20 protein-coding genes are annotated in these 24899 nt (G+C 73.3%); 14 read left to right on the top strand and 6 right to left on the bottom strand.

Annotated features, from left to right (window positions below; genetic code table 11):
• The first annotated feature begins 91 nt into the window (after positions 1 to 91).
• The 6 genes from G1H19_RS10390 to G1H19_RS10365 all read left to right on the top strand — a co-directional run bounded on the left by G1H19_RS10390 (position 92) and on the right by G1H19_RS10365 (position 6108).
• Positions 92 to 1693: an ABC-F family ATP-binding cassette domain-containing protein gene (locus G1H19_RS10390; RefSeq protein WP_162392272.1), complete on the top strand. Its 1602-nt coding sequence runs from the start codon at positions 92 to 94 to the stop codon at positions 1691 to 1693.
• Positions 1694 to 1920: 227 nt separating this feature from the next.
• Positions 1921 to 2151, top strand: coding sequence for a helix-turn-helix domain-containing protein (locus tag G1H19_RS10385; RefSeq protein ID WP_152727567.1), 231 nt, complete (start codon positions 1921 to 1923; stop codon positions 2149 to 2151).
• A 28-nt stretch (positions 2152 to 2179) separates the two neighbouring features.
• Entirely contained in the window at positions 2180 to 2956 is a 777-nt protein-coding gene (locus G1H19_RS10380; protein WP_162392271.1) for an enoyl-CoA hydratase/isomerase family protein, read from the top strand.
• Between the two features lie 129 nt (positions 2957 to 3085).
• Positions 3086 to 5014 (top strand): ABC transporter ATP-binding protein, encoded by a 1929-nt coding sequence (locus G1H19_RS10375; protein ID WP_152727568.1) that lies wholly within the window; start codon positions 3086 to 3088, stop codon positions 5012 to 5014.
• A 137-nt stretch (positions 5015 to 5151) separates the two neighbouring features.
• Positions 5152 to 5604 (top strand): SgcJ/EcaC family oxidoreductase, encoded by a 453-nt coding sequence (locus tag G1H19_RS10370; protein WP_152727569.1) that lies wholly within the window; start codon positions 5152 to 5154, stop codon positions 5602 to 5604.
• Between the two features lie 201 nt (positions 5605 to 5805).
• The gene (locus tag G1H19_RS10365; protein ID WP_152727570.1) at positions 5806 to 6108 is read left to right on the top strand and encodes a hypothetical protein; all 303 of its coding nucleotides are present in this window, start codon (positions 5806 to 5808) and stop codon (positions 6106 to 6108) included.
• A gap of 11 nt (positions 6109 to 6119) precedes the next feature.
• Here the strand turns inward: G1H19_RS10365 and G1H19_RS10360 are convergent, their stop codons facing one another.
• From G1H19_RS10360 to G1H19_RS10350, 3 genes are all read right to left on the bottom strand, one after another.
• Positions 6120 to 6845 carry a sirohydrochlorin chelatase gene (locus G1H19_RS10360; RefSeq protein ID WP_162392270.1) on the bottom strand — a complete coding sequence of 242 codons (726 nt, stop codon included), beginning with the start codon at positions 6843 to 6845 and terminating at the stop codon, positions 6120 to 6122.
• A 110-nt stretch (positions 6846 to 6955) separates the two neighbouring features.
• Positions 6956 to 7717 (bottom strand): SDR family oxidoreductase, encoded by a 762-nt coding sequence (locus G1H19_RS10355; RefSeq protein ID WP_152727571.1) that lies wholly within the window; start codon positions 7715 to 7717, stop codon positions 6956 to 6958.
• Positions 7717 to 10545: an aconitate hydratase gene (locus G1H19_RS10350; protein WP_162392269.1), complete on the bottom strand. Its 2829-nt coding sequence runs from the start codon at positions 10543 to 10545 to the stop codon at positions 7717 to 7719. The genes G1H19_RS10355 and G1H19_RS10350 overlap by 1 nt, the downstream gene beginning before the upstream one ends.
• Positions 10546 to 10743: 198 nt before the next feature.
• Between G1H19_RS10350 and G1H19_RS10345 the strand changes: the two genes are divergently transcribed.
• From G1H19_RS10345 to G1H19_RS10315, 7 genes are all read left to right on the top strand, one after another.
• Positions 10744 to 11730 carry a phosphatase PAP2 family protein gene (locus G1H19_RS10345; RefSeq protein ID WP_152727572.1) on the top strand — a complete coding sequence of 329 codons (987 nt, stop codon included), beginning with the start codon at positions 10744 to 10746 and terminating at the stop codon, positions 11728 to 11730.
• 40 nt (positions 11731 to 11770) lie between these two features.
• On the top strand, positions 11771 to 13306 hold the full coding sequence (locus tag G1H19_RS10340; protein WP_152727573.1) for an AMP-binding protein: 1536 nt from the start codon (positions 11771 to 11773) through the stop codon (positions 13304 to 13306).
• A gap of 103 nt (positions 13307 to 13409) precedes the next feature.
• Entirely contained in the window at positions 13410 to 13925 is a 516-nt protein-coding gene (locus tag G1H19_RS10335; RefSeq protein ID WP_202925745.1) for a nucleotidyltransferase domain-containing protein, read from the top strand.
• A gap of 291 nt (positions 13926 to 14216) precedes the next feature.
• Entirely contained in the window at positions 14217 to 15659 is a 1443-nt protein-coding gene (locus tag G1H19_RS24500; protein ID WP_235927883.1) for a C40 family peptidase, read from the top strand.
• A gap of 352 nt (positions 15660 to 16011) precedes the next feature.
• The gene (locus tag G1H19_RS23930; RefSeq protein WP_162392268.1) at positions 16012 to 17382 is read left to right on the top strand and encodes an AAA family ATPase; all 1371 of its coding nucleotides are present in this window, start codon (positions 16012 to 16014) and stop codon (positions 17380 to 17382) included.
• Positions 17379 to 18401, top strand: coding sequence for a DUF58 domain-containing protein (locus G1H19_RS10320; RefSeq protein WP_202925744.1), 1023 nt, complete (start codon positions 17379 to 17381; stop codon positions 18399 to 18401). Before G1H19_RS23930 ends, G1H19_RS10320 begins: the two co-directional genes overlap by 4 nt.
• Positions 18398 to 19354, top strand: a complete 957-nt coding sequence (locus G1H19_RS10315) for a VWA domain-containing protein (RefSeq protein ID WP_152727575.1) — start codon at positions 18398 to 18400, stop codon at positions 19352 to 19354. Before G1H19_RS10320 ends, G1H19_RS10315 begins: the two co-directional genes overlap by 4 nt.
• On the opposite strand, the gene G1H19_RS10310 is transcribed toward G1H19_RS10315, so the two are convergent.
• From G1H19_RS10310 to G1H19_RS10300, 3 genes are all read right to left on the bottom strand, one after another.
• Positions 19246 to 21942 (bottom strand): DUF4132 domain-containing protein, encoded by a 2697-nt coding sequence (locus tag G1H19_RS10310; protein WP_152727576.1) that lies wholly within the window; start codon positions 21940 to 21942, stop codon positions 19246 to 19248. The genes G1H19_RS10315 and G1H19_RS10310 overlap by 109 nt on opposite strands.
• Before the next feature lie 3 nt (positions 21943 to 21945).
• Positions 21946 to 22338 (bottom strand): hypothetical protein, encoded by a 393-nt coding sequence (locus G1H19_RS10305; protein WP_152727577.1) that lies wholly within the window; start codon positions 22336 to 22338, stop codon positions 21946 to 21948.
• A gap of 95 nt (positions 22339 to 22433) precedes the next feature.
• Complete coding sequence (locus tag G1H19_RS10300; RefSeq protein WP_152727578.1) at positions 22434 to 23405, bottom strand: quinone oxidoreductase family protein; 972 nt, start codon at positions 23403 to 23405, stop codon at positions 22434 to 22436.
• A 438-nt stretch (positions 23406 to 23843) separates the two neighbouring features.
• Here G1H19_RS10300 and G1H19_RS10295 point away from each other — a divergent pair, with 438 nt between their 5' ends.
• Entirely contained in the window at positions 23844 to 24770 is a 927-nt protein-coding gene (locus G1H19_RS10295; protein WP_152727579.1) for an HIRAN domain-containing protein, read from the top strand.
• The last annotated feature ends 129 nt before the right edge of the window (positions 24771 to 24899 follow it).

Raw genomic sequence — 24899 nt, 5'->3', positions numbered from 1 at the left:
GTGTGCCCACCCGGGTGCCGGTGAGTACTGCTACGCATGTCACCCGGCAAAGGGGTCGAGGTACGGGCACAGCACGCCTACCCTGGGATCAGTGATCACGACCACTGGCCTCGAGTTGCGCGCGGGCGCCCGGATCCTGATCAGCGAGGCGGACCTCCGGGTCCAGCCCGGTGACCGCATCGGGCTCGTCGGGCGCAACGGCGCGGGCAAGACGACCACGCTCACCACGCTGGCCGGCGAGCGGGTCCCGCACTCCGGGAAGGTCGACGTCACCGGTGAGCTGGGGTACCTGCCGCAGGACCCGCGCAGCGGCGACCTCGACATCACCGCCAGCGACCGGGTGCTGTCCGGTCGCGGCCTGGACGTGCTGAAGGCCCAGCTCACCAAGGCCCAGGTGGCCATGGCCGAGCCGGCCGACGACGCCGAGCGCGACCGCGCGGTGCGCCGCTACGGCCGGCTGGAGGACCAGTTCGCCGCGATGGGCGGGTACGCCGCGGAGAGCGACGCCGCCCGCATCTGCGCGAACCTCGGCCTGCCCGACCGGGTGCTCGCGCAGCCGCTGCGCACCCTGTCCGGTGGTCAGCGGCGCCGCGTCGAGCTGGCCCGGATCCTGTTCTCCGACGCCGACACGCTGCTGCTCGACGAGCCCACCAACCACCTCGACGCCGACTCGATCGTCTGGCTGAAGAGCTTCCTCGCCGGCCACCGCAGCGGCCTGGTCGTGATCAGCCACGACGTCGACCTGCTGGAGGCCGTCGTCAACAAGGTCTGGCACCTGGACGCGAACCGCGCCACCGTCGACGTCTACAACCTGGGCTGGAAGCGCTACCTGGACGCCCGGGCGACCGACGAGCGCCGGCGCAAGGCCGAGCGGGCCAACGCGGAGAAGAAGATCGACGCCCTCACCGCGCAGGCCGACAAGATGCGCGCCAAGGCCACCAAGGCCAAGGCCGCGCAGAGCATGGACAAGCGGGCACAGCGGCTGGCCGCCGGGCTGGACGCCGTCCGGGTGCAGGACCGGGTGGCCAAGCTGCGCTTCCCCTCGCCGGCCCCGTGCGGGCGCACCCCGCTGACCGCGGAGAACCTGAGCAAGGCCTACGGCTCGCTGGAGATCTTCACCGGCGTCGACCTGGCCATCGACAAGGGCACCCGGGTCGTCGTCCTGGGGTTGAACGGTGCGGGCAAGACCACGCTGCTGCGGATGCTGGCCGGCACCGAGGCCCCGGACACCGGGGAGGTCAAGGCCGGGCACGGGCTGCGGGTGGGCTACTACGCCCAGGAGCACGAGACGATCGACCTGGACCGGTCGCTGCTGGAGGTCATGCGCGCGGCGGCCCCGGAGCAGACCGACACCGAGCTGCGCCGCATCCTGGGCGCGTTCCTGTTCTCCGGGGAGTCGGTCGACCAGCGCGCCGGCACGCTGTCCGGTGGGGAGAAGACCCGGTTGGCGATGGCCGCGCTGGTCTGCTCGGCGGCCAACGTGCTGCTGCTCGACGAGCCCACCAACAACCTGGACCCGGCCAGCCGCGAGCAGGTGCTCGAGGCGCTGCGCACCTACGCCGGGGCGATCGTGCTGGTGACCCACGACGAGGGCGCCGTGCACGCGCTCGACCCGGACAAGGTGATCATGCTGCCCGACGGCACCGAGGACAGCTGGAGCGAGGACTTCGCCGACCTGGTCAGCCTCGCCTGAGGGCGGACCCCGCTGCCCCCGACCGACGCTCCGCGCCGATCGGCCCCGGGCGGCGGGGGCGGGGACGAGCGCACCGGGCCGGCGGGTGTCGTGTCCGGTCGCGCGCCACGTGACCCTGGGTGATCATGGGTGTCGGGACGCCGACGTCACCAGGACGACGGCACCGGAGGACCAGCGACCCGCCCGGCGCACCCGTGCCGGGACGTTTCCTGGCACGGAGGGGAGTCATGGCCGACTCGAACGCACCGGACCTGAGCAAGGGCAAGCGCATCACGGGAGGGGACAGGTCCTCGCTGGCCGACGACCTGCGCGCCCGCTACGACGGCGGGGAGAGCATCCGCTCCCTGGCCACCTCGACCAACCGTTCCTACGGTTTCGTGCACCGGCTGCTGTCGGAGAGCGGGGCCACCCTGCGCAGCCGCGGCGGAGCCAACCGCAACGCCAAGAAGAGCGCGTGAGCCCCTCGACGACGGTGCAGGGGCGGGCGTGACCGCACCGGACCCGCAGGGCTGGGTGCGCACCTCGCGCGACGGCGCGGTGCTCACCGTCACCCTGGACCGCGCCGACCAGCTCAACGCCCAGACGCCGGAGACCTGGTCGGCGCTGCAGCAGGTGGGGGAGTCGCTGGACGACGAGGTGCGGGTGGTCCTGGTCCGCGGGGCCGGCCGCGCCTTCTCCGCGGGGTTGGACCGCAGCCTGTTCAGCACCGCCCCCGACCAGGCCGGCGGCCTGGGCGAGCTGGCGGCGATGTCGGCCGAGGACACCCAGGAGCGGATCCGCGGCTACCAGGCCGGCTTCCGGTGGCTGCGCCGCCCGGGGATCGTCTCCATCGCCGTCGTCCAGGGCCACGCCATCGGCGCCGGCGCCCAGCTGGCGCTGGCCTGCGACCTTCGGGTCTGCGGCGAGCAGGCGTCGTTCCGGCTGCCGGAGGCGGTGCTGGGCCTGGTGCCCGACCTGACCGGCACCAGCACCCTGGTCGAGGCCGTCGGGTACAGCCGCGCCCTGGAGATGTGCCTGACCGGCCGGCCGGTGCCGGCCGCGGAGGCGGTGGCCGTCGGGCTCGCGCTGGCCGTGGTGCCGACCGAGGAGCTGGACGCGAAGGTCGCCCAGCTCGTGGCGGCCGTGCTCGCACCGGACGTCGACGCCAGCCGGGAGACCGCCGCCCTGGTGCGCAGCGCGGTGCGCAACGACCCGGACACCCAGGACGCCGCCGAGCGCGCCGCCCAGGTCCGCCGGCTGCACGCCCTCGCCGGCCGCTCCTGACCCCGCCACGCCACCCGGCGGAGTGCCCGAGCGCAGTGTCCCTGCGCCCTGGCACTCCGCAGGAGAGCCGTGCGGAACAGGCCGACACCGCGCGCCGTTGTCAGGGGCCGAGCCCAGGAGAGGTCGTGCATGGACGGTCCGATGACCTCGATGGCCGCGATGCGGTCGTTCCGACGTGACCCCTCGGTCACCACCCGCCAGATCCCCCGGGGCACGGTGCGCCGCATCCTCGGCATCGCCCGGCCCTATCGTGCCGAGCTGGCCAGGTTCCTCGCCCTGGTGGTGCTGTCCGCGCTGATCGGCGTGGTCACCCCGCTGCTGGCCGGCAGCATCGTCAACCGGATCGCCGGCCTGGAGGGCACCGCCGGTGACATCGTCCGGATCGCCCTGCTCATCGCCGGGCTGGCCCTGCTGGACGCGGCCAGCTCGCTGACCCAGCGCTGGTACTCCTCCCGGATCGGCGAGGGCGTCATCTACGACCTGCGCAGCCGGGTGTTCGAGCACGTGCAGCGGATGCCGGTGGCCTTCTTCACCCGCACCCAGACCGGGGCACTGGTCAGCCGGCTCAACAACGACGTCATCGGCGCGCAGCAGGCGTTCACGTCCACGCTGTCCGGCGTCGTCTCCAACGTGATCGGCCTGGTGCTCACCGGTGCGGTGATGCTCACGCTGTCCTGGCAGATCACCCTGCTGTCGGTGGCGATGGTGCCGCTGTTCGTCTACCCGGCGAAGCGGATCGGCAGCAAGCTGCAGGAGATCACCCGGGAGTCCTACGGGCTGAACGCCTCGATGAACTCCACCATGACCGAGCGGTTCAACGTCTCCGGCGCACTGCTGGTCAAGCTGTTCGGCCGCCCCGAGGCCGAGGCGGCCTCCTTCAGCGGCCGGGCCGCCCGGGTGCGCGACATCGGCGTCCTGTCGGCGATGTACGGCCGCACCTTCTTCACCGCGCTGACGCTGGTCGCGGCGCTGGCCACCGCCCTGGTCTACGGCCTGGGCGGCTCGCTGGCGTTCTCCGGCTCGCTCAGCGCCGGTGACGTCGTCGCCCTGGCCCTGCTGCTGTCCCGGCTGTACGGGCCGCTGACGGCGCTGGCCAACGTGCGGGTGGACGTGATGAGCGCGATGGTCAGCTTCGACCGGGTCTTCGAGGTGCTCGACCTGGCCCCGATGATCGCCGAGGCGCCGGACGCCGTCCCGGTGCCCGCGGACGACCGGTCGCTGGAGTTCGACCACGTCTCCTTCAGCTACCCGGCGGCCGCGGACGTGTCGCTCGCGTCGCTGGAGGACGTCGCACTGCCCGAGCAGGGTGGCGCCACGTCCGTGCTGCACGACGTGTCGTTCCGGGTGGAGCCGGGGCAGCTGGTGGCCCTGGTCGGCCACTCCGGTGCCGGCAAGTCGACGATCGCATCGCTGGTGCCCCGGCTGTACGACGTCACCGAGGGCAGCGTCCGGGTGGGTGGGCTGGACGTGCGTCGGGCGACCACCGACTCGCTGCGGGAGGCGGTCGGCGTGGTGAGCCAGGACGCGCACCTGTTCCACGACACGGTCCGCGCCAACCTGCTCTACGCCCGGCCGGAGGCGACGGAGGAGGAGCTGTGGGCCGCGCTGACCGGGGCCCGCATCGCCGCGCTGATCGCCTCGCTGCCCGACGGGCTGGACACCGTGGTCGGCGACCGCGGGCACCGGCTGTCCGGCGGGGAGAAGCAGCGGCTGGCCATCGCCCGGGTGCTGCTCAAGGCCCCCGGCCTGGTCATCCTGGACGAGGCGACAGCGCACCTGGACAGCGAGTCCGAGGTGGCCGTGCAGCACGCACTGGACACCGCGCTGGCCGGCCGGACCTCGCTGGTGATCGCCCACCGGCTGTCCACCATCCGCAGCGCCGACCAGATCCTCGTCGTCGAGCAGGGCCGCATCGTGCAGCGCGGCACGCACGACGAGCTGCTGGCCGAGGGCGGGCGCTACGCCGACCTGTACCGCACCCAGTTCGCCGACCGTGCCGGCTCGGGCGGCAGCACCGCCCTCGACCCCGGTGCCGAGCTCGTCGTCCCCACGGGGTGAGATGGTGCCCGGCGAGCGTGCCGGGGCGCGCCGACCGCGCGCACTACCGTCACACCCGACCCATCGGCCACACCCACCACCCCGTCCGCCCGGACCGCTGAGCCGCCCGGCCCCGGACCCCGCCCCTGGAGTTCTCGTTGTCTGTCGCCCATCCGCACCACGCCCACATCCGCACCCTGTACGAGCAGTACATCGCCGGCTGGAACCGTCGCAGCGGGGCGACGGTGGCCGCCGGCTTCGCCGACGACGGCGACATCATCGCCTTCGACGGCACCACACACAGCGGCCGGCTGAGCATCGCCGCCGACCTGCGCCGGGTGTTCGCCGAGCACGAGACGCCGCGCTACGTGGCCGTGGTCCGCAGCGTCCGCCCGATCACCGACGGCGTGGCCGTGCTCAGCGCCGTCGCCGGGATGATCCCGCCCGGCGAGGAGGACGTGGACCCGCGGCTCAACTTCGTGCACACCCTGGTCGCCGTCGACGAGGGCGGTCGCTGGCGGATCGCCGTCCTGCAGGCCACCCCGGCGCGCTACTACGGCCAGCCGGACGTCTCCGCCGCCCTGACCGAGGAGCTCCAGGCCGCCCGCTGACCCCCGACCTCGGCCTCGACGTGAGCTCGAGCTGGACGGACCAGGCGCAGGCTGAGCAGTTCCACGGATGTGCAGCCCTCGCCGGGTGGCGAGGCTGCTGGTATGACGTCGTCTCCCGGTCGCGCCACCCGATCCCCGCACCCCCTGTTCCAGGACAGGGACGACCCTCGGCTCGGACCCGGAGCCTCGTGCGCAGTGCTGATGACCATGCAGCTGGCGCTCTACCTCGGCGTGATCGCGCTGTACGGGGTGTCTGCCGACCTCAACCGGGACTGTGTCCCGGGTGTCGTCTTCTCCTGCGGCTGGACGCCCGCGTCGTGGATCCCGTTCATGTGGCTGCTGCTGGGGCTGCCAGGCGCTGGGGTCGGACTGCTGGGCAGCGCAGTCGCGTACCGGGTGTTCTTCGGTGGCTGGCGGGTGTTCGCCCGGGGCTCGTACGGCACGGCACTGGTCGCCTCACTGCCGGTGATGGCGCTCCTGGTCGCCTGCCTGCTCGCCAGCTGATGTCTGGCGTCTCAGGGCGTCATGCTGGCTGCTGCGTCTGGCGATGCCAGCGCGGCGTCGAACCGGTCGACCAGCACGGCGGCGATCCGCGGGTCCGGCAGCAAGGGTGCAGTGACTGCATCGGCGCCGGCGCCGGCCAGCTTGTCGTGGAAGTGACCGGGTGCGAGCAGGTAGCTGGCCACCACCACCCGCTCGGCGCCGGCCTTGCGGGCCAGCGCGACGGCGTCCGGCACCGGGGGCTGCGCGGCGGACCCGTAGCCGGTGGTCACCGGGCCGGCCCAGGAGCGTTGCAGCAGGTCGGCGATCTCCTCCACCGCGGCCACCGACCGGGCGTCGCTGGACCCCGCGGCGGCCACCACGACGGCGGTGTTCGGGTCGCGCGGGTCGGCGTCCACGGCGAGCAGCCGGTCGTGCAGCACCGCCACCAGTCGGTCGTCCGGACCCAGCGGGCGGGCCGCCAGCACGCCGTCGTGTGCCGCGACGGCCGAGGCGATGTCCACGTGCACGTGGTACCCGCCGGAGAGCAACAGCGGGACGACGACCGCCGCCGTCCCGCGGGCCGCGAGCCCCGCCACCACGTCGACGACGGTGGGCGGCTGCACGTCGACGAACGCGGCCACCGTGGTGAGCCCGGGGCGCACCGCCCGCGCGGCGAGGGCCAGCTCGGCGATCAGCCGGCGCCCGGTGGGGTTGCGGGTGCCGTGCGCGCACGCCACCAGCACCGGGGCGCCCCCCACCCCTGCGGACTCCGCACGCGCGCCGGCGTGCGCCGGACCACGGTGACTTGAGCCCGAAGAAGACAGGGGGGGTGGGGTCGGCTCCGGGGCGGGAGTCGGGACGGGGGCGGTCACAGGGCCCTCAGCGCGCCGCCGTCGACGGGGAGCATGACGCCGGTGAGGTAGGAAGCGGCGGGGGAGAGGGCGAAGGCGGCGACCCGGCCGAACTCCTCCGGCCGGCCCACCCGGCGCAGCGGGATGCCGGCCTCGGTGCGCGCCCGCATGGCGGCGGCGTCGCCGGAGGCGGCCTCGATCTCGGTGATCCGGTCGGTGGCGATGGTGCCCGGCAGCAGCCCGAACACCCGGATGCCGCGCGGGCCCAGCTCGTCGGCCAGCGCCTTGGCCGTCATCGCCAGACCGGGGCGCAGGCCGTTGGAGATGGCCAGGTGCCCGATCGGCTGGCGGACCGAGCTGGACAGCACCAGCCCGATCGCGGCGCCCTCGCCGAGCACCGGCACCAGCGCCTTGACCAGGCGGATGGTGCCCAGCAGCACGGAGTCGACGGCCGCCCGCCAGGACTCCTCGGCGACCTCCAGCACGCTGCCGGGCGCCGGTCCACCGACCGACACCAGGGCGCCGTCGAGCCGGTCCAGGCGCGAGCCGGCCGCGGCCACCAGGTCGGTGGCCGCGGCCGGCTCTGCGAGGTCGGCGGCGTGGCCGTGCGCGGCGGGGGCGCCCCCGAGGGAGGCCACCGCCGCCTCGACCGACGACTGCGACCGGGAGCTGACCAGCACCCGGGCGCCGTCGTCGACCAGGGCCCGGGCGGTGGCGAGACCCAGCCCCCGGCTGGCGCCGGTGAGCAGGTACCCGCGACCGCCCAGGCCGAGGTCCATCAGGCGGTGACGGAGCCGCGCAGCGAGCGGAGCACGTACTGCATGATGCCGCCGTTGCGGTAGTAGTTCGCCTCACCGGGTGTGTCGATCCGGACGCGGGCGTCGAACTCGACGTCGCCGGCCGTGACCTTCACCGTCCGGGGGATGCCGCCGTCGTTCAGCGCGGTGATCCCGGTGATGGTGAACTCCTCGTCGCCGGTCAGGCCGAGGGACTCGCGGTTCTGCGCTGGCGGGTACTGCAGCGGCAGCACGCCCATGCCGATCAGGTTCGACCGGTGGATGCGCTCGTAGCTCTCGGCGATGACCGCCTTGACGCCGAGCAGTGCGGTGCCCTTGGCCGCCCAGTCCCGGGAGGAGCCGGAGCCGTACTCCTTGCCGGCCAGCACGACCAGCGGCACACCGGCGTCGATGTAGGCCCGCGACGCGTCGTAGATCGACGTCGTCTCGCCGGTGAGGTGGTTCTTGGTGACCCCGCCCTCGGTGCCGGGCACCAGCTGGTTGCGCAGCCGGATGTTGGCGAAGGTACCGCGGATCATGACCTCGTGGTTCCCGCGGCGGGAGCCGTAGGAGTTGAAGTCCCGGCGCTCGATGCCGTTCTCCTGCAGGTACGCGCCCGCCGGGCTGTCGGCCTTGATCGACCCGGCCGGCGAGATGTGGTCGGTGGTCACCGAGTCACCGAGCACTGCGAGGGTGCGCGCGCCGGCGATGTCCTGCACCGGGGACGGCTCGGCCGGCATGCCGTCGAAGTACGGGGGCTTGCGCACGTAGGTGCTCTGCTGGTCCCACTCGAAGGTGTCACCGGTCGGCGTGGGCAGGTCCTGCCACTGCTGCGTGCCGGCGAAGACGTCGGCGTAGTCCTTGGCGAACATCTCCGCGGTGACCGCCGTGTCGATCACCGACTGCACCTCGTGCGGGGAGGGCCAGATCTCGCTGAGGTACACCGGCTGGCCGTCGGTGCCGGTGCCCAGCGGCTCCGTCGTCAGGTCCAGGTCCATCGTGCCGGCCAGCGCGTAGGCGATGACCAGCGGCGGGGAGGCCAGGTAGTTCATCTTGACGTCGGGGTTGATCCGGCCCTCGAAGTTCCGGTTGCCGGACAGCACCGAGACGACGGCGAGGTCGGCCTCGTTGACCGCCTTGCTGACCGGCTCGGGCAGCGGGCCGGAGTTGCCGATGCAGGTGGTGCAGCCGTACCCGACCAGGTGGAAGCCGAGCTTCTCCAGGTAGGGGGTGAGCTCGGCCTTCTCGTAGTAGTCCATGACGACCTTGGACCCCGGGGCGAGGGTGGTCTTGACCCACGGCTTGGTGAGCAGCCCGCGCTCGACGGCCTTCTTGGCCAGCAGCGCGGCGCCGATCATCACCTGCGGGTTGGACGTGTTGGTGCAGGAGGTGATCGCGGCGATGACCACGTGGCCGTGGTCGACGAACGTCTCGGTGCCGTCCTCCATCACCACGGGGGTGCGCTTGGAGGTGCGGCCGGTGTCGTGGCCGGTGACCGCGTCGGCCGGCTTGCCGGCGTCCCCGTTGCCGCCGGCGAACGGGCTCGCCGGGTCCGACGCCGGGAACGACTCCTCGGAGGCCTCGTCGACCAGCGAGGTGGCCGAGGCGGCGTCGTCGGGGTCGCTGTCGCCGTCCGGGGCGTAGGTGGGCAGTGCCTCCCGGAACGCCTCCTTGGCCTCGGTCATGGCGACCCGGTCTTGCGGTCGCTTGGGCCCGGCGATCGAGGGCACGATCGTGGCGAGGTCGAGCTCCAGGTACTCGGAGAAGGCCGGCTCGCGGTCGTCGTCGTGCCACAGGCCCTGGGTCTTCGCGTAGACCTCGACCAGGGCGACCTGCTCGGGCGAGCGGCCGGTGAGCTGCAGGTAGCGGATCGTCTCGCCGTCGATCGGGAACATGGCGGCGGTCGAGCCGAACTCCGGGCTCATGTTGCCGATCGTGGCCCGGTTGGCCAGCGGGACGGCGGACACGCCCTTGCCGTAGAACTCCACGAACTTCCCGACGACGCCGTGCTTGCGCAGCATCTCGGTGATGGTGAGCACCAGGTCGGTGGCGGTGGCGCCGTCCGGCAGCTCGCCGGTCAGCTTGAAGCCGACGACCCGGGGGATGAGCATCGACACGGGCTGGCCGAGCATGGCCGCCTCGGCCTCGATGCCGCCGACGCCCCAGCCGAGCACGCCGATGCCGTTGACCATCGTGGTGTGGGAGTCGGTGCCCACGCAGGTGTCCGGGTAGGCGAGGGTGCGGTCGCCCTCGGCGCGCGGGAAGACCACGCGCGCCAGGTGCTCGATGTTGACCTGGTGCACGATGCCGGTGCCCGGGGGGACGACCTTGAAGTCGTCGAAGGCGCCCTGGCCCCAGCGGAGGAACTGGTAGCGCTCGCCGTTGCGCTGGTACTCAATCTCGACGTTGCGCTCGAAGGCGTCCGGGGTGCCGAAGACGTCGGCGATCACGGAGTGGTCGATGACCAGCTCGGCCGGTGCCAGGGGGTTGATCTTCTGCGGGTCGCCGCCGAGGTCGGCCATCGCCTCGCGCATGGTGGCGAGGTCGACGATGCACGGGACGCCGGTGAAGTCCTGCATGACGACGCGCGCCGGGGTGAACTGAATCTCCTGGTCGGGCTCGGCCGACGGGTCCCAGTTGGCCAGGGCGCGGATGTGGTCGGCGGTGATGTTCGCGCCGTCCTCGGTCCGGAGCAGGTTCTCCAGGAGCACCTTGAGGCTGAAGGGCAGCTTCTCGCTGCCCTCGACCGCGTCGAGCCGGAAGATGTCGTACTCGGTGCCGTCGACGTCGAGCGTCGCCCGCGCTCCGAAGCTGTTCTTGCTGGCTGCCACTGCTGCGCCTCACCCTCGCTTGTCCACTGCGTTGGGACTACGCGCCCGATCATCCCAGCTCCTGGACGATCACGGGCACCAAGGCTGCCCTTCCTGTGATCGGCGGTGACCGCCGTCACCGGTGAGAGCGACGCCGCACCGGCGTGCCGCGACCTCCACCGTGCCCCGGCCCCCGGTCGTCGCCTAGCCTCCGGCGCCATGACGACTGTGGAGCGCTCCACCTCCCCAGTCGACGCCGGCACCCCCCGGCCGGGCCGCCGGGCGCTGCGCTCGGTGCTCTGGGCCGCGCTCGTGGTGGCCTTCGCCGTCACCTGGTACCGGCAGGGGCTGCCCACCGACCGGCTCTCGCTGCTGTCCTGGGTCCTGGCCGGGCTCGCGGTGCACTGCGTCGGCCGCGGACGGCGCTCGCTGGTGCGGCTGCTCACCGACTGGCTGCCCCTGGTGGCGCTGCTGCTGCTCTACGACCTGTCCCGCGGCATGGCCGACACCCTCGGCGTGGCGGTGCACGTCACCGAGCCGATCGCCGCCGACCGGTTGCTCACCGGCGGCGAGCTGCCCACGGTGTGGCTGCAGGCGCACTGGCAGGACCCGTGGTGGCAGGTGGTGGCCTCGCTGGTCTACAGCAGCCACTTCGTCGTGACGCCGGTGGTGCTGGCCGTGCTGTGGCTGCGCGACCGGTCCCGCTGGGTGCGGTACGTGCGGCTGGTGCTCGCCCTGTCGGTCGCCGGGCTGGTCACCTACGTGCTGTACCCGGCGGCGCCGCCGTGGCTGGCCGCCGACATGGGCGTGATCGAGCCGGTGCGGCGGATCTCCGGGCTCGGCTGGGAGGTGCTGGGACTGCCCCGCGCGGGCGCGCTGCTGACCACTGGGCAGGGCCAGGTGAACCCGGTCGCGGCGGTGCCGTCGCTGCACACCGCGTTCGCGGTGCTCACCTGCCTGGCGCTGTTCCCGATGGCGCGGCGGCTGTGGCAGCGGGTGGCGCTGGTGGCCTACGCCCTGGTCATGCCGCTGGTGCTGGTGTGGTCGGGCGAGCACTACGTCGTGGACACCGTGCTCGGCGCCGGCTACGCCGCCGCGGTGGCGGTGCTCGTGCCGCTGGCGGTGCGCGCGTGGAGCCGGTGGCGGTCGCCCGCCGGGCTGTCGGCGGTGCCCGCTAGCGTGACGCCGACCACGTCGAGCGGCTGACCGGTGTGCCGGGCCGGCCCTGTCCTGGAGGAGTGCGGCCATGCGTGTGCCCCTGACGACCTGTGACTTCCTCGACCGGGCCGAGCTGGTCTACGGGTCGCGCACCGGCGTCGTCGACGAGCCCGCGCAGCCGGCCGCCTCACTGGGCGAGCTGAGCTACGCCGACGTCGCCCGCCGCGGGCGTGCGCTGCAGGCCGGGTTGGACGCGCTCGGCGTCGGCCCGGGGGAGCGGGTGGCCGTGGTCAGCCACAACTCCGCCCGGCTGCTGGAGCTGCTGCTGGCCGTGCCGTCCTCGGGCCGGGTGGCGGTGCCGGTCAACTTCCGGCTGCAGCCCGCGGAGGTCTCCTACATCGTGGAGCACAGCGGTGCCAGCATGCTGCTGGTCGACCCCGAGCTGGAGCCCGCGCTGGCCGGGGTCACCGCCCGGCACCGGTTCGTGATCGGCCCGGAGTACGAGGACCTGCTGCGCTACGACACCGAGCCGCGGCCCTGGGCCGACCCGGACGAGGACGCCACCGCCACGATCAACTACACCAGCGGGACGACGGCGCGGCCCAAGGGCGTGCAGATGACGCACCGCAACATCTGGGTCAACGCGGTCACCTTCGGCATGCACATGCAGGTCAGCGACCGCGACGTGTACCTGCACACGCTGCCGATGTTCCACTGCAACGGCTGGGGCCTGCCGTACACGATGGCCGGCGTCGGGGCGCGGCAGGTGGCGCTGCGCAAGGTCGACGGCGCGGAGATCCTGCGCCGGGTCGAGCAGCACGGCGTCACGATGATGGCCGGCGCGCCGGCGGTGTGGAACGCGGTGCTGGACGCGGCCGCGACCTGGGACGGCGAGGTGCCCGGCCGGGACCGGGTGCGGCTGGTGGTGGCCGGTGCGCCCCCGCCGTCGCGCACCGTCGCCCGGATCGAGGCCGAGCTCGGCTGGGAGTTCAACCAGATCTACGGCCTGACCGAGACCGCGCCGCTGCTCACCATCAACCGCCCGCGGGCCGAGTACGACGGGCTGTCCGCCGAGGAGCGCGCCAAGGCGCTGTCCCGCGCCGGGGTGCCGGCGTTGGGCACCCGGCTGCGCACCAGCGACAGCGGTGAGGTGCTGGCCCGCGGCAACACCGTGCTGGCCGGCTACTGGGAGAACCCGGACGCCTCGGCCGAGGCCCTGGAGGGCGGCTGGTTCCACACCGGCGACGGCGGCACCATCGACGATGCCGCGTACCTGACCATCTCCGACCGCAAGAAGGACGTGATCATCACCGGCGGGGAGAACGTGTCCTCGATCGAGGTGGAGGACGCGCTGTTCAGCCACCCCGCGGTCGCCGAGGTCGCCGTGATCGGTGCCCCGGACGAGAAGTGGGGCGAGAGGGTCACCGCCCTGGTCGTGCTGGCCGAGGGTGAGCAGGCCACCGAGGCGGAGCTGATCGCGCACTGCAAGGCGCGGATGGCCGGCTACAAGGCGCCCAAGCGGGTGGAGTTCCGGGACGGCATCCCGCGCACCGCCACCGGCAAGATCCAGAAGTTCAAGCTGCGCGAGGCCTTCTGGGCGGACGGCGAGCGCCAGGTCAACTGACGCGAGGCGGTCACTGCTGCGGGGCGTCCGGGCCGCGACCCGGCGCGGTGGACGGCTCGGTACACGTCCTCGCCGGGCGCCCCTGCCGTCGTAGGGTCTCGCCGTGACCCCCGGCGATGCAGGGATGCCGGCCACCGAGGTGCTGGCCGTGCTGGAGGCGCTGGAGCGGCGCGGCTGCTGGGTCGCCCTGGAGGGAGGCTGGGGGGTGGACGCCCTGGCGGGGCGCCAGACCCGCCTGCATCGCGACGTCGACGTCGACGTGGATGCCGCGCAGGAGCGGGTCGCGCTGTCGGTGTTGGAGGAACTGGGCTACGCGGTCGAGACCGATCAGCGGCCCACCCGGGTCGAGCTCGTCGCCCCGCGAGGCCGCCGGGTCGACGTCCACCCGCTGCGCTTCGACGCGGCGGGCGATGGTGTCCAGACCGGCCTCTGCGGCGAGCAGTACCGCTACCCGGCCACCTCCTTCGTGACCGGCTGCATCGATGGCCGGCCGGTCCGTTGTCTCTCCGTGGCGCAGCAGATCGAGTGGCACGCCGGGTACGCGCCACGGGAGTCCGACCGCGCCGATCTGGTCGTCCTGCACGACCTGGTGCGCGACGGGCACAGCCCTGGGTGGTGAGCCGGGCCCAGCCCGCTCCAGCGGGGCCGACCAGGCGGGCTCACGCGAGGCTGCACCCGCTCGTGGCCGTCCACCTGACCCGCGTGGGTGTCGCTGACGCGGGTCCGGTGACGCCCCGCACACCCCGGACGGGGTTGTCCCCCGGAAGGGGGAGGTGCGGCGCGGTCACCTCAAGGCGTCTCTGACCAGGTCCGATGCGGTCAGGGACGTCACCTGTCCGGGTGGCGTCCCGTGGTCGAGGTGGCCGCGGCGCCGCACGTGGTGCCGCAGGCCCCGGAAGAGGTCGGGTCAGTGAACTTCGGACGCAGTCAGCAGCTCCCCCCGGGGACGTACGGCATCGAGCGGGGACGGCGCACCGCCGGCCGCGTCCTCGGCGTCGCCGTCGCCGGGGCCCTAGCCTTCGGGCTCGGGCCGGCGACGGCATGGGCCGCCCCGCCGCCCAACCCCAGCGACTCCGACATCTCCGCCGCGCAGGCCGAGAAGGACGCCGCCGCCGCCGAGGTCGGCGCCATCTCCGCCCAGCTGGCCGCCGCCCAGAGCCAGGTGGACGCCGCCCGCGCCGCCTCGGCGCTGGCCCTGGACGAGTACCAGGCCAAGGCCGCCGAGTACGACGCCGCCCAGCTGGCCGCCGACACCGCCGCCGCTGCCGCGGTGCAGGCCACCGCCGACCTGGACGCCTCGCGCCAGGACCTGGCCGACTTCGCCCGCACCAGCTACATCGAGGGCAGCACGTTCCAGGGCGCCGCCGCGCTGCTCAGCGCCGACGGCCCGGCCCAGATGATCGAGCGCGCTGCGCTGCTGGAGGCCTCCGGCGCCAACTCCTCCGACGTCGTGGACACCACGCGGGTGCTGCAGCAGCAGGCCACCGCCGCCGACCTCGCCGCCCGGGACGCGCTCACCGTCGCCGACGGCCTCAAGCAGGAGGCGGCCACCGCGCTGTCCGCCGCCCAGGCCAGCGAGACCTCCGCGCGCAGCCAGGCCGCCGCGCTGGCGGACCAGCAGGTCGCGCTGAACGAGCAGCTGCAGCAGGCGCAGCAGACCCTGCTGGGCCTGGAGGGCGCCCGCAAGGCCAACGAAGAGTACGCCGCTGCCCAGGCCGCGCTCGCCCGCCAGCAGGCCCGCGACCAGGAGGCCGCCCGGGCCGCCGCCGAGGCCGCCGCGCGCCGCGCCGCCAGCGCCAGCTCGCCGACCGCCTCCCGGCCCAGCTCCAGCAGCTCCTCCGGTGGCGGCTCGTCGTCGTCCGGCTCGTCGTCCTCCAGCTCGTCGAAAAGCTCGACGGCGACGTCCTCCACCGTCGACACGACGCCAGCCGGCAGCGGCTCGGCGGGTGCGGCCGAGACCGCGATCTCCGCCGGCATGCGCTACCTGGGCACCACCTACGCCTGGGGCGGTGGCGGCACGAAGGGCCCCGGCCCGGGCATCGCCCCGGACGAGGGCGTGGTCGGCTTCGACTGCTCCGGCCTGACCCAGTACGCCTACGCACGCGCCGGGATCAGCATCCCGCGCAACAGCCGCGCCCAGTACGCGGCGCTGCCCAAGGTCGGCCGCTCCGACCTGCAGGCCGGCGACCTGGTCTTCTGGGCCACCAGCCCCGGGGACCCCAGCACGATCTACCACGTGGGCATCTACCTGGGCGGCAACAAGGTGCTGCACGCCCCGCAGAGCAACGACGTGGTGAAGGTGTCCACGATGTGGTGGGGCGGCTACGCGGGCGCGGTGCGCCCCAGCGCCTGACGAAGGACCCCGCTGCTCCCCGGCACTCGCAGGCTCGCACCGGGCCCCTGCAGCGGGGCCGGACGCGGCGGGGTGTGGGGCGTCGGGCAGCCACGGGGGGAGCTGCCCGACGCGGCTCCCAGGCTAGCAGCCGGTGGCCCTGTCAGGGGCCGGCTGAGCTGTGGACTCCCCCTGTCGGAGGGTGTCGCGGGCACGGCACCGGCGGGTCCGCACCGGGTGGTCCGGAGCGCACCCGCCGCGGCGTGGGTGGACGGGTCGGCTGGGTGTAGGACACTGGTCGAGGGGCCGAGGGGACGCCGTCCCCGCTGGGCCGCTGCAGGCGGTCCGCGCCCGCTGCCGACCAGGGAGTTCCGTGACCAGCACCGCCAGCAGCCGCCCCGACCAGCACACCCCGCCGTCGGTGGACGCCGCGCAGCTGGAGCGGGTGCTCTTCGAGATCAAGCGGGTGATCGTCGGGCAGGACCGGCTGGTGGAGCGGATGCTCGTCGGCCTGCTCGCCCGCGGCCACGTGCTGCTCGAGGGCGTGCCCGGCGTGGCGAAGACCCTCGCGGTCGAGACGCTGGCGACCGTGGTGGGCGGCAAGTTCGCGCGCCTGCAGTTCACCCCGGACCTGGTGCCGTCGGACATCATCGGCACCCGCGTGTACAAGGCCGGCCAGGACGCCTTCGAGACCGAGCTCGGTCCGGTGTTCGCCAACTTCGTGCTCACCGACGAGGTGAACCGGGCCCCGGCCAAGGTGCAGTCGGCGCTGCTGGAGGTCATGGCCGAGCGGCAGGTGTCCATCGGTGGCGTGACGCACAAGCTGCCCGACCCCTTCCTGGTGCTGGCCACGCAGAACCCGATCGAGAGCGAGGGCGTCTACCCGCTCCCGGAGGCCCAGCGCGACCGCTTCCTGATGAAGGTGCTGGTGGACTACCCGAACCCGGAGGAGGAGCGGGAGATCATCTACCGGATGGGTGCCACCCCGCCGCGGCCGGAGACGGTGCTCGCCGAGGGCGACCTGCGCCGGCTGCAGCGCACCGCGTCGGAGGTGTTCGTGCACCACGCGCTGGTCGACTACGTGGTGCGGCTGGTCGTGGCCACCCGCGCCCCGCGCGAGCACGGCCTGGACGACGTCGCCGGGTGGGTGACCTACGGTGCCAGCCCGCGCGCCTCGCTGGGGCTGATCGCGGCCAGCCGGGCGCTGGCCCTGATCCGCGGCCGGGACTACGTGCTGCCGCAGGACGTCCTGGACATCACCGCCGACGTGCTGCGGCACCGGCTGGTGCTCTCCTACGACGCGCTGGCCGACGGCGTGCCCGCCGACCACGTCGTCCGCCGGATCGTGGAGAGCGTGCCGCTGCCGCAGGTCACCCCGCGCCAGCGCGCCGGCGGCTACGGCCCGGCCGGTCCCGGCGGCCCGATGGTGCCCAGCTACCCGGCCCCGGGCGGCTACCCGCAGCAGGGCCCCGGTGGCTACCAGCCGTCCGGCCCCGGCCAGCCGATGGGTCAGCCGATGCAGGGCCAGCCGATGCCGATGGGTGGCCCGGCCACGGGTCAGCAGCCGAACGGTCAGCCTCCGCAGAACGCTCAGCAGGCCCAGAACGCTCAGCAGGCCCAGAACGCTCAGCAGGCCCAGAATGCTCAGCAGGCCCAGAACGGGCAGCAGTTGCCGGGGCAGGGGCAGCAGCCGGGCCAGGCCAACGGGGCCTCGCCCTACGGCCGCGGGCCGCAGGGCGCGTGACGTCCGGCGTCCCCGGCGAGGGGCCGGTCCGCGAACCGGCGATCTGGGAACCGCGTGACCGCGACGCCGAGGACGGCCGGCCGGGCACCGGTCGCGGTTCGGGTGCCCCGCCGCACTTCGGCACCGGCTCGCCCGCCGTCGCGCTGCGCCGGCTGGAGCTGACCGTGCGCCGCCGGCTGGACGGGCTGCTGCAGGGCGACCACCTGGGCCTGGTGCCCGGGTCGGGCTCGGAGTCCGGCGACTCCCGGCAGTACACCCCCGGGGACGACGTGCGGCGGATGGACTGGCACGTCACCGCCCGCACCCGCACCCCGCACGTGCGCACCACGATCGCCGACCGCGAGCTGGAGACCTGGGCGGTGGTCGACCTCTCGGCCAGCCTGGACTTCGGCACCGCCGACTGCGAGAAGCGGGACCTGGCGATCGCCGGGCTGGCCGCGGTCAGCCACCTCACGGTGCGGGCCGGCAACCGGCTGGGTGCCGTGGTCACCACCGGTGAGCGGGTGGACCGTTACCCGGCCGCACCGGGGCGGATGGCCGCCGACCGGCTGCTGCGCCAGGTCGTCGCCACGCCGAGGGCGGCCGGTGGCCGGCGCGGTGACCTGGCCGAGGCGATCGAGACGCTGCGCCGCCCGCCCCGCCGTCGTGGGCTGGTGGTGGTGGTCTCGGACTTCCTGGGCGACAGCGACTGGGAGCGCCCGTTGCGCGGGTTGTCGGCCCGGCACGAGCTGCTGGCCATCGAGGTGGTCGACCCGCGCGAGCTGGAGCTGCCCGACGTCGGGATGCTCACCGTGGTGGACCCGGAGAGCGGTCAGACCCTGGAGGTCCCCACTGGCAACGCCGAGTTCCGGCGGCGGTTCGCCGCCGGCGCCGCCGCCCAGCGCCGGCAGATCGCGGCGACGCTGCGTCGCTGCGGTGCCGGCCACCTGCAACTGCGCACCGATCGGGACTGGTTGATGGACGTCGTCCGGTACGTGTCCGACCGCAAGCGCGCCGGGACGGGAGGGGCGGCACGATGAGCTTCGAGTCACCGGTGTGGCTGCTCGGGCTGCTGGCCGTGCTCGCCCTGGTGGGCCTGTACGTGCTGCTGCAGCTGCGCCGGAAGGCGTACGCGGCGCGGTTCACCAACGTGTCGATGCTGGCCTCGCTGGTGCCCAGGCGGCCGGGGTGGCGGCGGCACGTGTCCTTCGGGTTGGTGGCGCTGGCGCTGGGCGCGCTGGTGCTGTCGCTGGCCCAGCCGAGCACGGAGGTGCGGGTGCCGCGCGAGCGGGCCACGGTGGTGATGGCCGTGGACGTGTCGCTGTCGATGCAGGCCGAGGACATCGAGCCCAGCCGCTTCCAGGCGATGCAGGTGGCGGCCAAGGAGTTCGTCACGGTGCTGCCCGAGCGGATCAACCTCGGGCTGGTGGCCTTCGCCGGCACCGCGAGCGCGCTGGTGACCCCGACCACCGACCGCCCGCAGGTGACCGCCGCGCTGGACAACCTGGAACTGGCCGAGTCGACCGCGATCGGGGACGCGATCTTCGCCTCGCTGACCTCGATCCAGAACTTCCAGGCCAGCCTGGACCAGCCCGCCGAGGACCTGCCACCAGCCCGGATCGTGCTGCTGTCCGACGGCTACAACACCGTCGGCCGGGAGGCCACCCAGGCGATCGACGCCGCGATCGGCGCCGGGGTGCCGGTGTCGACCATCGCGTTCGGCACCGACTACGGCACCCTGGACATCCAGGGCGAGAACGTGCCGGTGCCGGTCGACCGGGCGACGCTGGAGGAGATCGCCGACGAGACCGGCGGCAGCTACAGCGAGGCGGCCAGCGCCGCGGAACTGGAGCGGGTGTACGCCGATCTGGGCAGCCAGATCGGCTACACCACCGAGCCGCAGGACATCAGCCCGTGGTTCGTCCGCGGTGGGGTGCTGTTCGCCTTCCTCGGCGTCACCCTGTCCCTGCTCTGGACCAACCGCCTGCTCTGAGAGCCCTCCCTCCCCGCCAAGATGGCCATCTTGGCGGGGAGTTCGTGTCGATCCTGGTGTGCCGCCCAGGGGCAGGGGCGGCGGATCTGGGAGGTGATGGTGCGGTCGGTGATCGCGGCGTCGTCGGCGAGCAGGAACGCCTTGGACAGGATCACCGAGAGGACGCCGCCACCCTCCTCGAAGGGCAGGTGGACGGCCGGGTCCTTCCTGCCGCGCGCCGGGACGATGCACAGGTACTCGTCGTTCGGGCTCATCAGGATGTTGCCCGACCCGAGGTGGATCCGGTAGGTGCGCAGTGAGCCGCGGACCTCGAGGAACCGGTCGGTCAGCGTGCAGCGGTCGGCGATGTGCAGCCGGGGGACCAGCCGGGTCAGCGCTTCGTGCCGGGCCTTCGCCGACTCACCGAGCTCGCCGAAGCTCGTCTGCTGCCAGTAGTCCACGTGGGTGCGCTCACCGCGCGTCACCCAGGTCGGGTCGGCGGCGATGGAGGTGACCCCGACGAACAGGTCGACGTCGCGCATGGCCTCGGTGAAGACCAGGGGCGGCACCTCCTCCAGGGGCCGGAGCTCCCAGTCACGCCCCTGCCGGCGGTGGAAGCGGACCTGGTCGGAGCCGGCGAGGCCCGGAGTGCCGAACTGGTCCTCCTCGCGCTCGATCAGGTCGTAGAAGAACTCGGCGCGCCAGTCGCCCAGGTCCCTGGTGGCCCGGCCGTCGGCCCCGCCGTCCCAGTAGCCCAATGCCGACCCGATCCACCCCCGGGTGCGCATCAGCGCCTGGGCCTGCGGTGCGCGCAGCACGTGGGCGGCGAAGCGGTTGGAGTGGTCGCGGGTCGCCACCTCGGCCGGGGTGAGCAGGTAGATCTCGCGGAACGCCTGCTTGAACGGCTGGCGCAGGTCGGCGTCGAGCAGGTGGGTGCGCCAGGCCCGCACCTCCTCCGGCGGCACGACGGCGGGGTGCCAGAGCCGCACCCGCTCGCCGTCGACCGCCGTCCCGTCGCGGTCGGTGAGGGCTCCGTCGTCGAGCAGCCGGCCGGTGCGCCAGTTGTCCCCGACCCCGGTCTGCCACAGCAGGCCCCGCACGAGCCGGCCGGTGAGTGGGTGGTCGCGGTAGAGCCGCACCCAGTCCGCGGTCGCCCAGCTCCGGTCTACGGCGAGCAGCCCCTCGATGCGGCGGCGCTCGGTGGTGACCGTCTTCCTGAGGTCCGCGGCCGTGCCGCGCAGCCCGGCCAGCGCGGCGGCGTGCTGCTCCCTGACCGCTGTCGGCACCGAGGCGAGTCGTCGTCCGGCGGCGGTGGAGAAGGTGAGCGACACGGTGCCGGGCGGTTCGACCGCCAGGCGGGCAGTGTGCTCGCCGAGCTGCGTGGTGCACTGGCCGTCAGCATCCAGGCCGTGCGTCGGGACGGCGGACTCGAGCAGCTCGCCCGGCGTCGTGCCGGCGTGGCCGGCAGTCGCCTCCAGGCCGGCGGCCACGCCCTTGAGCACCCCGCGGTGCGTGAGCCGGGCCTGCAGCCGAGCGAGGTGCGGGACGGCGTCCGGCCGGCGGGCCAGCGCCGCGACGGCCGCGTTGGCGACGACGATGTCGCGCGGTTCGGAGGCGATGCCCCGGTGACCGCCGCCGGCGTGGGCGGCGAGGTCGCCGAGCAGCGGCGTCACCCATGCCTCGTCCACCTCACCGGCCAGCAGCACCAGCCCGCGGAGCAGGCCGGCGGTCGACGAGTGCACCCACACGAGGTCCTCGCCGTCCCATCCGCGCCGCCGGACCGGCGTCTCGCGGTGCGCGAGCGCACGCTGGAGGACGGCGCGCAGGAGGTCGGCCCCCTCGTCGACGTCGTCCAGCAGTGCGCGACCGGTCTGCGACCAGCGTGCCGACGGCTTCGAGCTGCTCGCGGTCGCGGCGTGCAGGAGGAGCGCGGGCACGCCCGAGGCCGAGAGCCGTGTGCCGAACTCCGCCCGGACCGCTGGGCCGAAGGCGTCGCCGTCGTGCAGCAGCGACGGGGGCACCGACCGCACGGGGGTGTCCTCCCCGGGTGAGGTGAGCAGGGCGTCCAGCCGCCGGAGCAGGCGCCGGCGCTCTCCACCGGGCAGGGGCCGCCGCTCGTCGGCCGCATGGCTGCGCAGGACGGTCAACACGTCGGCCAGCCGGTGGCGGTCGGCCCGGGACAGCCGCTCGGCCGCGCTGACCGGCAACCGGTAGAGCACGGCCAGGTCGAAGACGTCGACGGTGGCGGCCGAGCCGGCGACGCGAGCGGCCCACCCCACCTCCTCGGGCCGCCACGCCAGCCGCCGCCGGCTGAGCGACGTGAGCAGCTCGAGCGCCGGCCATCGTTCGTGGACGTGCTCGGCCGAGCAGATCGCGCGGTGTGCCCACAGGGCGGCGCTGCGCAGCTGCTCGTCGTCGTCGGCGCCGTCCAGCGCGCGCCCGAGCGGGGTGTCGACGAGCGTGACGCCTTCCGACCAGCCGGTCCGGGCACGCATCGCCGCCTCGTGCGGGCCGAGCCGCCGGTCGGACTCCGCGAGGCGACCGGCGAGCGACGACGGTGTGGCGATCGCCGCGGTGAGGCGCACCCGGACCCGGCCGAGCAGGCTCACCGGTCAGCCCCCGACGAGCGGGACGAGCTTGACGAACGCGACGTCGGAGGCCGTCGTCAGGTCGACGACCTCGTCGAGGTCCTCGACCTGGCGGTCGCCGACGAGCACGAAGAAGCCGTTGCGCAGGAACGCGGCGCACGCGATGTCCGCCTGTCGCTCCCAGTCCAGGCGCCGGGGCTGGGCGAGCCGGTAGCCGTTCAGCTCCACCTCGGCACCCTGGGGCTGCACGAGACCGGCGAACCGCTCGGCCGGCGCGGCGTTGTGCCGGGCCACCTCGTCGCGGACGCGCAGCCGGATGAGCTCGCGGACGGTGATGTCGTCCGGGACGTCCGGCAGGTCGAAGCTGCGCAGCGACCGACCCGTCGCTGTCTCGTCACGGAAGGTCACTGTCGCCATGGCCGGGAGTCTGGCACGCGCGTCCGACGATCCGACCCCGCATCACCCTCCCCGCCATGATGGCCATCATGGCGGGGAGCTCGTGTCGGTCCTGGTCAGCGGGCGGGGTCGAGGACGAGCTTGCCGGTGGTGCGGCGGGCGAGCAGGTCCTGGTGCGCCTCCCGGACGGCGGTCAGCGGGTACCGGCCACCGACCACCGGCTTCAGCACGCCGGACGCGGTGAGCTGGAGCAGGTCGGTCATGGCGTCGTCCATCATCTGCGGGCGGGTCATGCAGTGCGCCAGCCAGAAGCCGATGACCGCGCGGCTGGTGCCCATCAGCGCCGGGACGACGACCTGCGCGGGCGCGGCCCGGCCGGCCATGCCGTAGGCCACGAGCCGGCCGAACGGCGCGAGCGCGGACAGCGAGCCGTCGAAGACGTTCCCCCCGGTCATCTCCAGCACGATGTCCACCCGCTTGCCGCCGTTGGCCTCGCGCAGCGCGGCGGTGAAGGTCTTCGGGTCGTCCTCGGCCAGTGCCGGGTCGACGGTGGCGTGGGCGCCGAGCTCCTCGGCCAGGGCGCGCTTCTCCGCACTCGACGCGGTGGCGATGACCCGACCGGCGCCCCAGTGCTTCGCCAGCTGGACGGCGAGCGAGCCGACCCCGCCGGCCCCGGCGATGACCACGACGCTCTCGCCCTGGGCCATGTGCGACGAGGTCTTCAGCAGGTGCCACGCGGTCGTGCCCTGCAGCACCAGCGCGAGGGCCTGCTCGTCGCTCACGCCCTCGGGCACCGGCCAGGTGAGCCGGGTGTTCGCGGCGACCCGCTGGGCGTACCCGCCGCCGTCGAGCAGCCCGACGACGCGGTCCCCGCCGCCGGCCGGGGTGCCGACGAACTCCGCGCCCGGGATCAGCGGCAGCTGCTGGGGGGCGAGGTAGCTGTCCTCGGTCTGGTGCGTGTCGGCAAAGTTAACTCCGGCCGCGCTCACCTTGTAGAGCTGCTGACCGGGCCCTGGGACGGGGTCAGGGAGGTCGACGATGTCCATGACTTCGGGGCCGCCGAAGCGGGTGATCTGCACGGCGCGCATGGTGTGAGGCTAGGACGTGCCAGTACCTAGCACGCGTCGCGGTTGACCCGTGACTGAGCCGACTGGCAAGTTCCGTTTGTCCAGCGAACCATCAACCAGCGGGTGGGCGGGGACCATAGGGTCCTGAGGCTGGCCTGACCGACGGGGGTTTCTGTGGGGACTCGCTTCAATCCGCCACCGAACTGGCCTCAGCCGCCAGAGGGGTGGGTTCCACCCGAGGGATGGCAGCCCGAGCCCAGTTGGGGTCCGCTTCCACTTGGGTGGGAGCTTTGGGTAGAGGACAGACCTCCCCGTGGGCTGCTGAAGCGGATCTTCGGTGGTCCGCCCGCTCAAGCGCCTCCCGTGGCGCGTGTGCAGACAACGGTCGCTGATCATCCCCGGCCGCTGCCGCCGGTCCCATCAACGGTGAGTCGTCCTGCAGCGGGTCGCGCTGACGGCGTGAACCCGAACGCCGAAGGGGCGGCTGCCCGTGAGGTGACCTTCCGGACGGCCTCGCGAAGGGCCGGCAGAGGAAGGGGCTCGGCGGCGACCGGAAAGGTCGTCTTCGACCTCTGGGGTCAGCGCGGCTGGGCTGGCCGAGATGTTGTCGGCGAAAGCAACTACCTCGACCACATCAAGAGGGTCATCGGCACGGCGCATCAGCCAGATGGCGCTGAACATCTGCACCACGCATTGCTTGTCGCCGAGCCGGATAACCCGCATGATCGACATGCCGTTGCCGTACAGATCGCCGGTCAGGCGGTTGGATATCTTCCGCGGGAGGACGCCCCCGCATACAGCCGCGTGCTTCAGCGCTTGGCCGATCAGGGCTTCGTCGCCCAAGTTCAGGCACGGATTTGGGCCAGAGACTTCGACGACTACGAGGTCGACCGTCGCGGCAACTACGTGCAGTCGACCCGCTTCGGAGCTGGCGTGCGGGTGGATCTCGGTGAAGCGCATCTGCTCGTCCCTGGGAATACGCCGCCCACTGGCGCTCACGAGTTCGTGCCGGTCGGAGGCGCGATCCAGGTGACCGGGGAAGAGGCCCACGCCGAGATCCTCGCGCCCTACTGCGGACCCGCAGGCGAGCAATGGGCCTACGCGACCTTGCACGAAATGACGCAACAGCTGGCGCGGTCGACTCGTGACGTCGTAGAGGTCCGTCTCGACAGCCAACGCATCGGCCAGCTCACCCCCAAGATGAGCGCTGACCTATTCCCTGCCATCCGTCACATCAACGAGCTCGGCGCGACCGCGGCATGCAGGGCTCTCGTTAAGGGAAACCGGGCTGCAGCGCAGGTGACTCTGTACGTGCAGCGCAGTCATGAGCTTGAAGACGCGTGGTTCGACGACGTACGACGCCGACACGGCGGGTCATCGGTTTGATCCTTCGACCGAGCAGCGATGAGTGAACCGACTGACACGATCGACTCGTCTGGCCTCGGGCCTCGTGCAACACATGAACTGGCTCTTCGCCAGAGTGGTGTTTCCCGTTCCTCGTCGCCGCGGCACCTA

This window comes from Goekera deserti (assembly GCF_010685995.1).
Taxonomy (GTDB): Bacteria; Actinomycetota; Actinomycetes; order Mycobacteriales; family Geodermatophilaceae; genus Goekera; species Goekera deserti.
Note: the sequence above shows the minus strand (reverse complement) of the source record. Positions and strands in the feature narration are given on the sequence as shown.

Excerpts from the sequence above, each read along its gene's own strand:
- G1H19_RS10385 (WP_152727567.1), top strand. The coding sequence starts at position 1,921 with ATGGCCGACTCGAACGCACCGGACCTGAGCAAGGGCAAGCGCATCACG.
- G1H19_RS10375 (WP_152727568.1), top strand. The coding sequence starts at position 3,086 with ATGGACGGTCCGATGACCTCGATGGCCGCGATGCGGTCGTTCCGACGT.
- G1H19_RS10365 (WP_152727570.1), top strand. The coding sequence starts at position 5,806 with ATGACCATGCAGCTGGCGCTCTACCTCGGCGTGATCGCGCTGTACGGG.
- G1H19_RS10355 (WP_152727571.1), bottom strand. The coding sequence starts at position 7,717 with ATGGACCTCGGCCTGGGCGGTCGCGGGTACCTGCTCACCGGCGCCAGC.
- G1H19_RS10345 (WP_152727572.1), top strand. The coding sequence starts at position 10,744 with ATGACGACTGTGGAGCGCTCCACCTCCCCAGTCGACGCCGGCACCCCC.
- G1H19_RS10340 (WP_152727573.1), top strand. The coding sequence starts at position 11,771 with ATGCGTGTGCCCCTGACGACCTGTGACTTCCTCGACCGGGCCGAGCTG.
- G1H19_RS10315 (WP_152727575.1), top strand. The coding sequence starts at position 18,398 with ATGAGCTTCGAGTCACCGGTGTGGCTGCTCGGGCTGCTGGCCGTGCTC.
- G1H19_RS10305 (WP_152727577.1), bottom strand. The coding sequence starts at position 22,338 with ATGGCGACAGTGACCTTCCGTGACGAGACAGCGACGGGTCGGTCGCTG.
- G1H19_RS10300 (WP_152727578.1), bottom strand. The coding sequence starts at position 23,405 with ATGCGCGCCGTGCAGATCACCCGCTTCGGCGGCCCCGAAGTCATGGAC.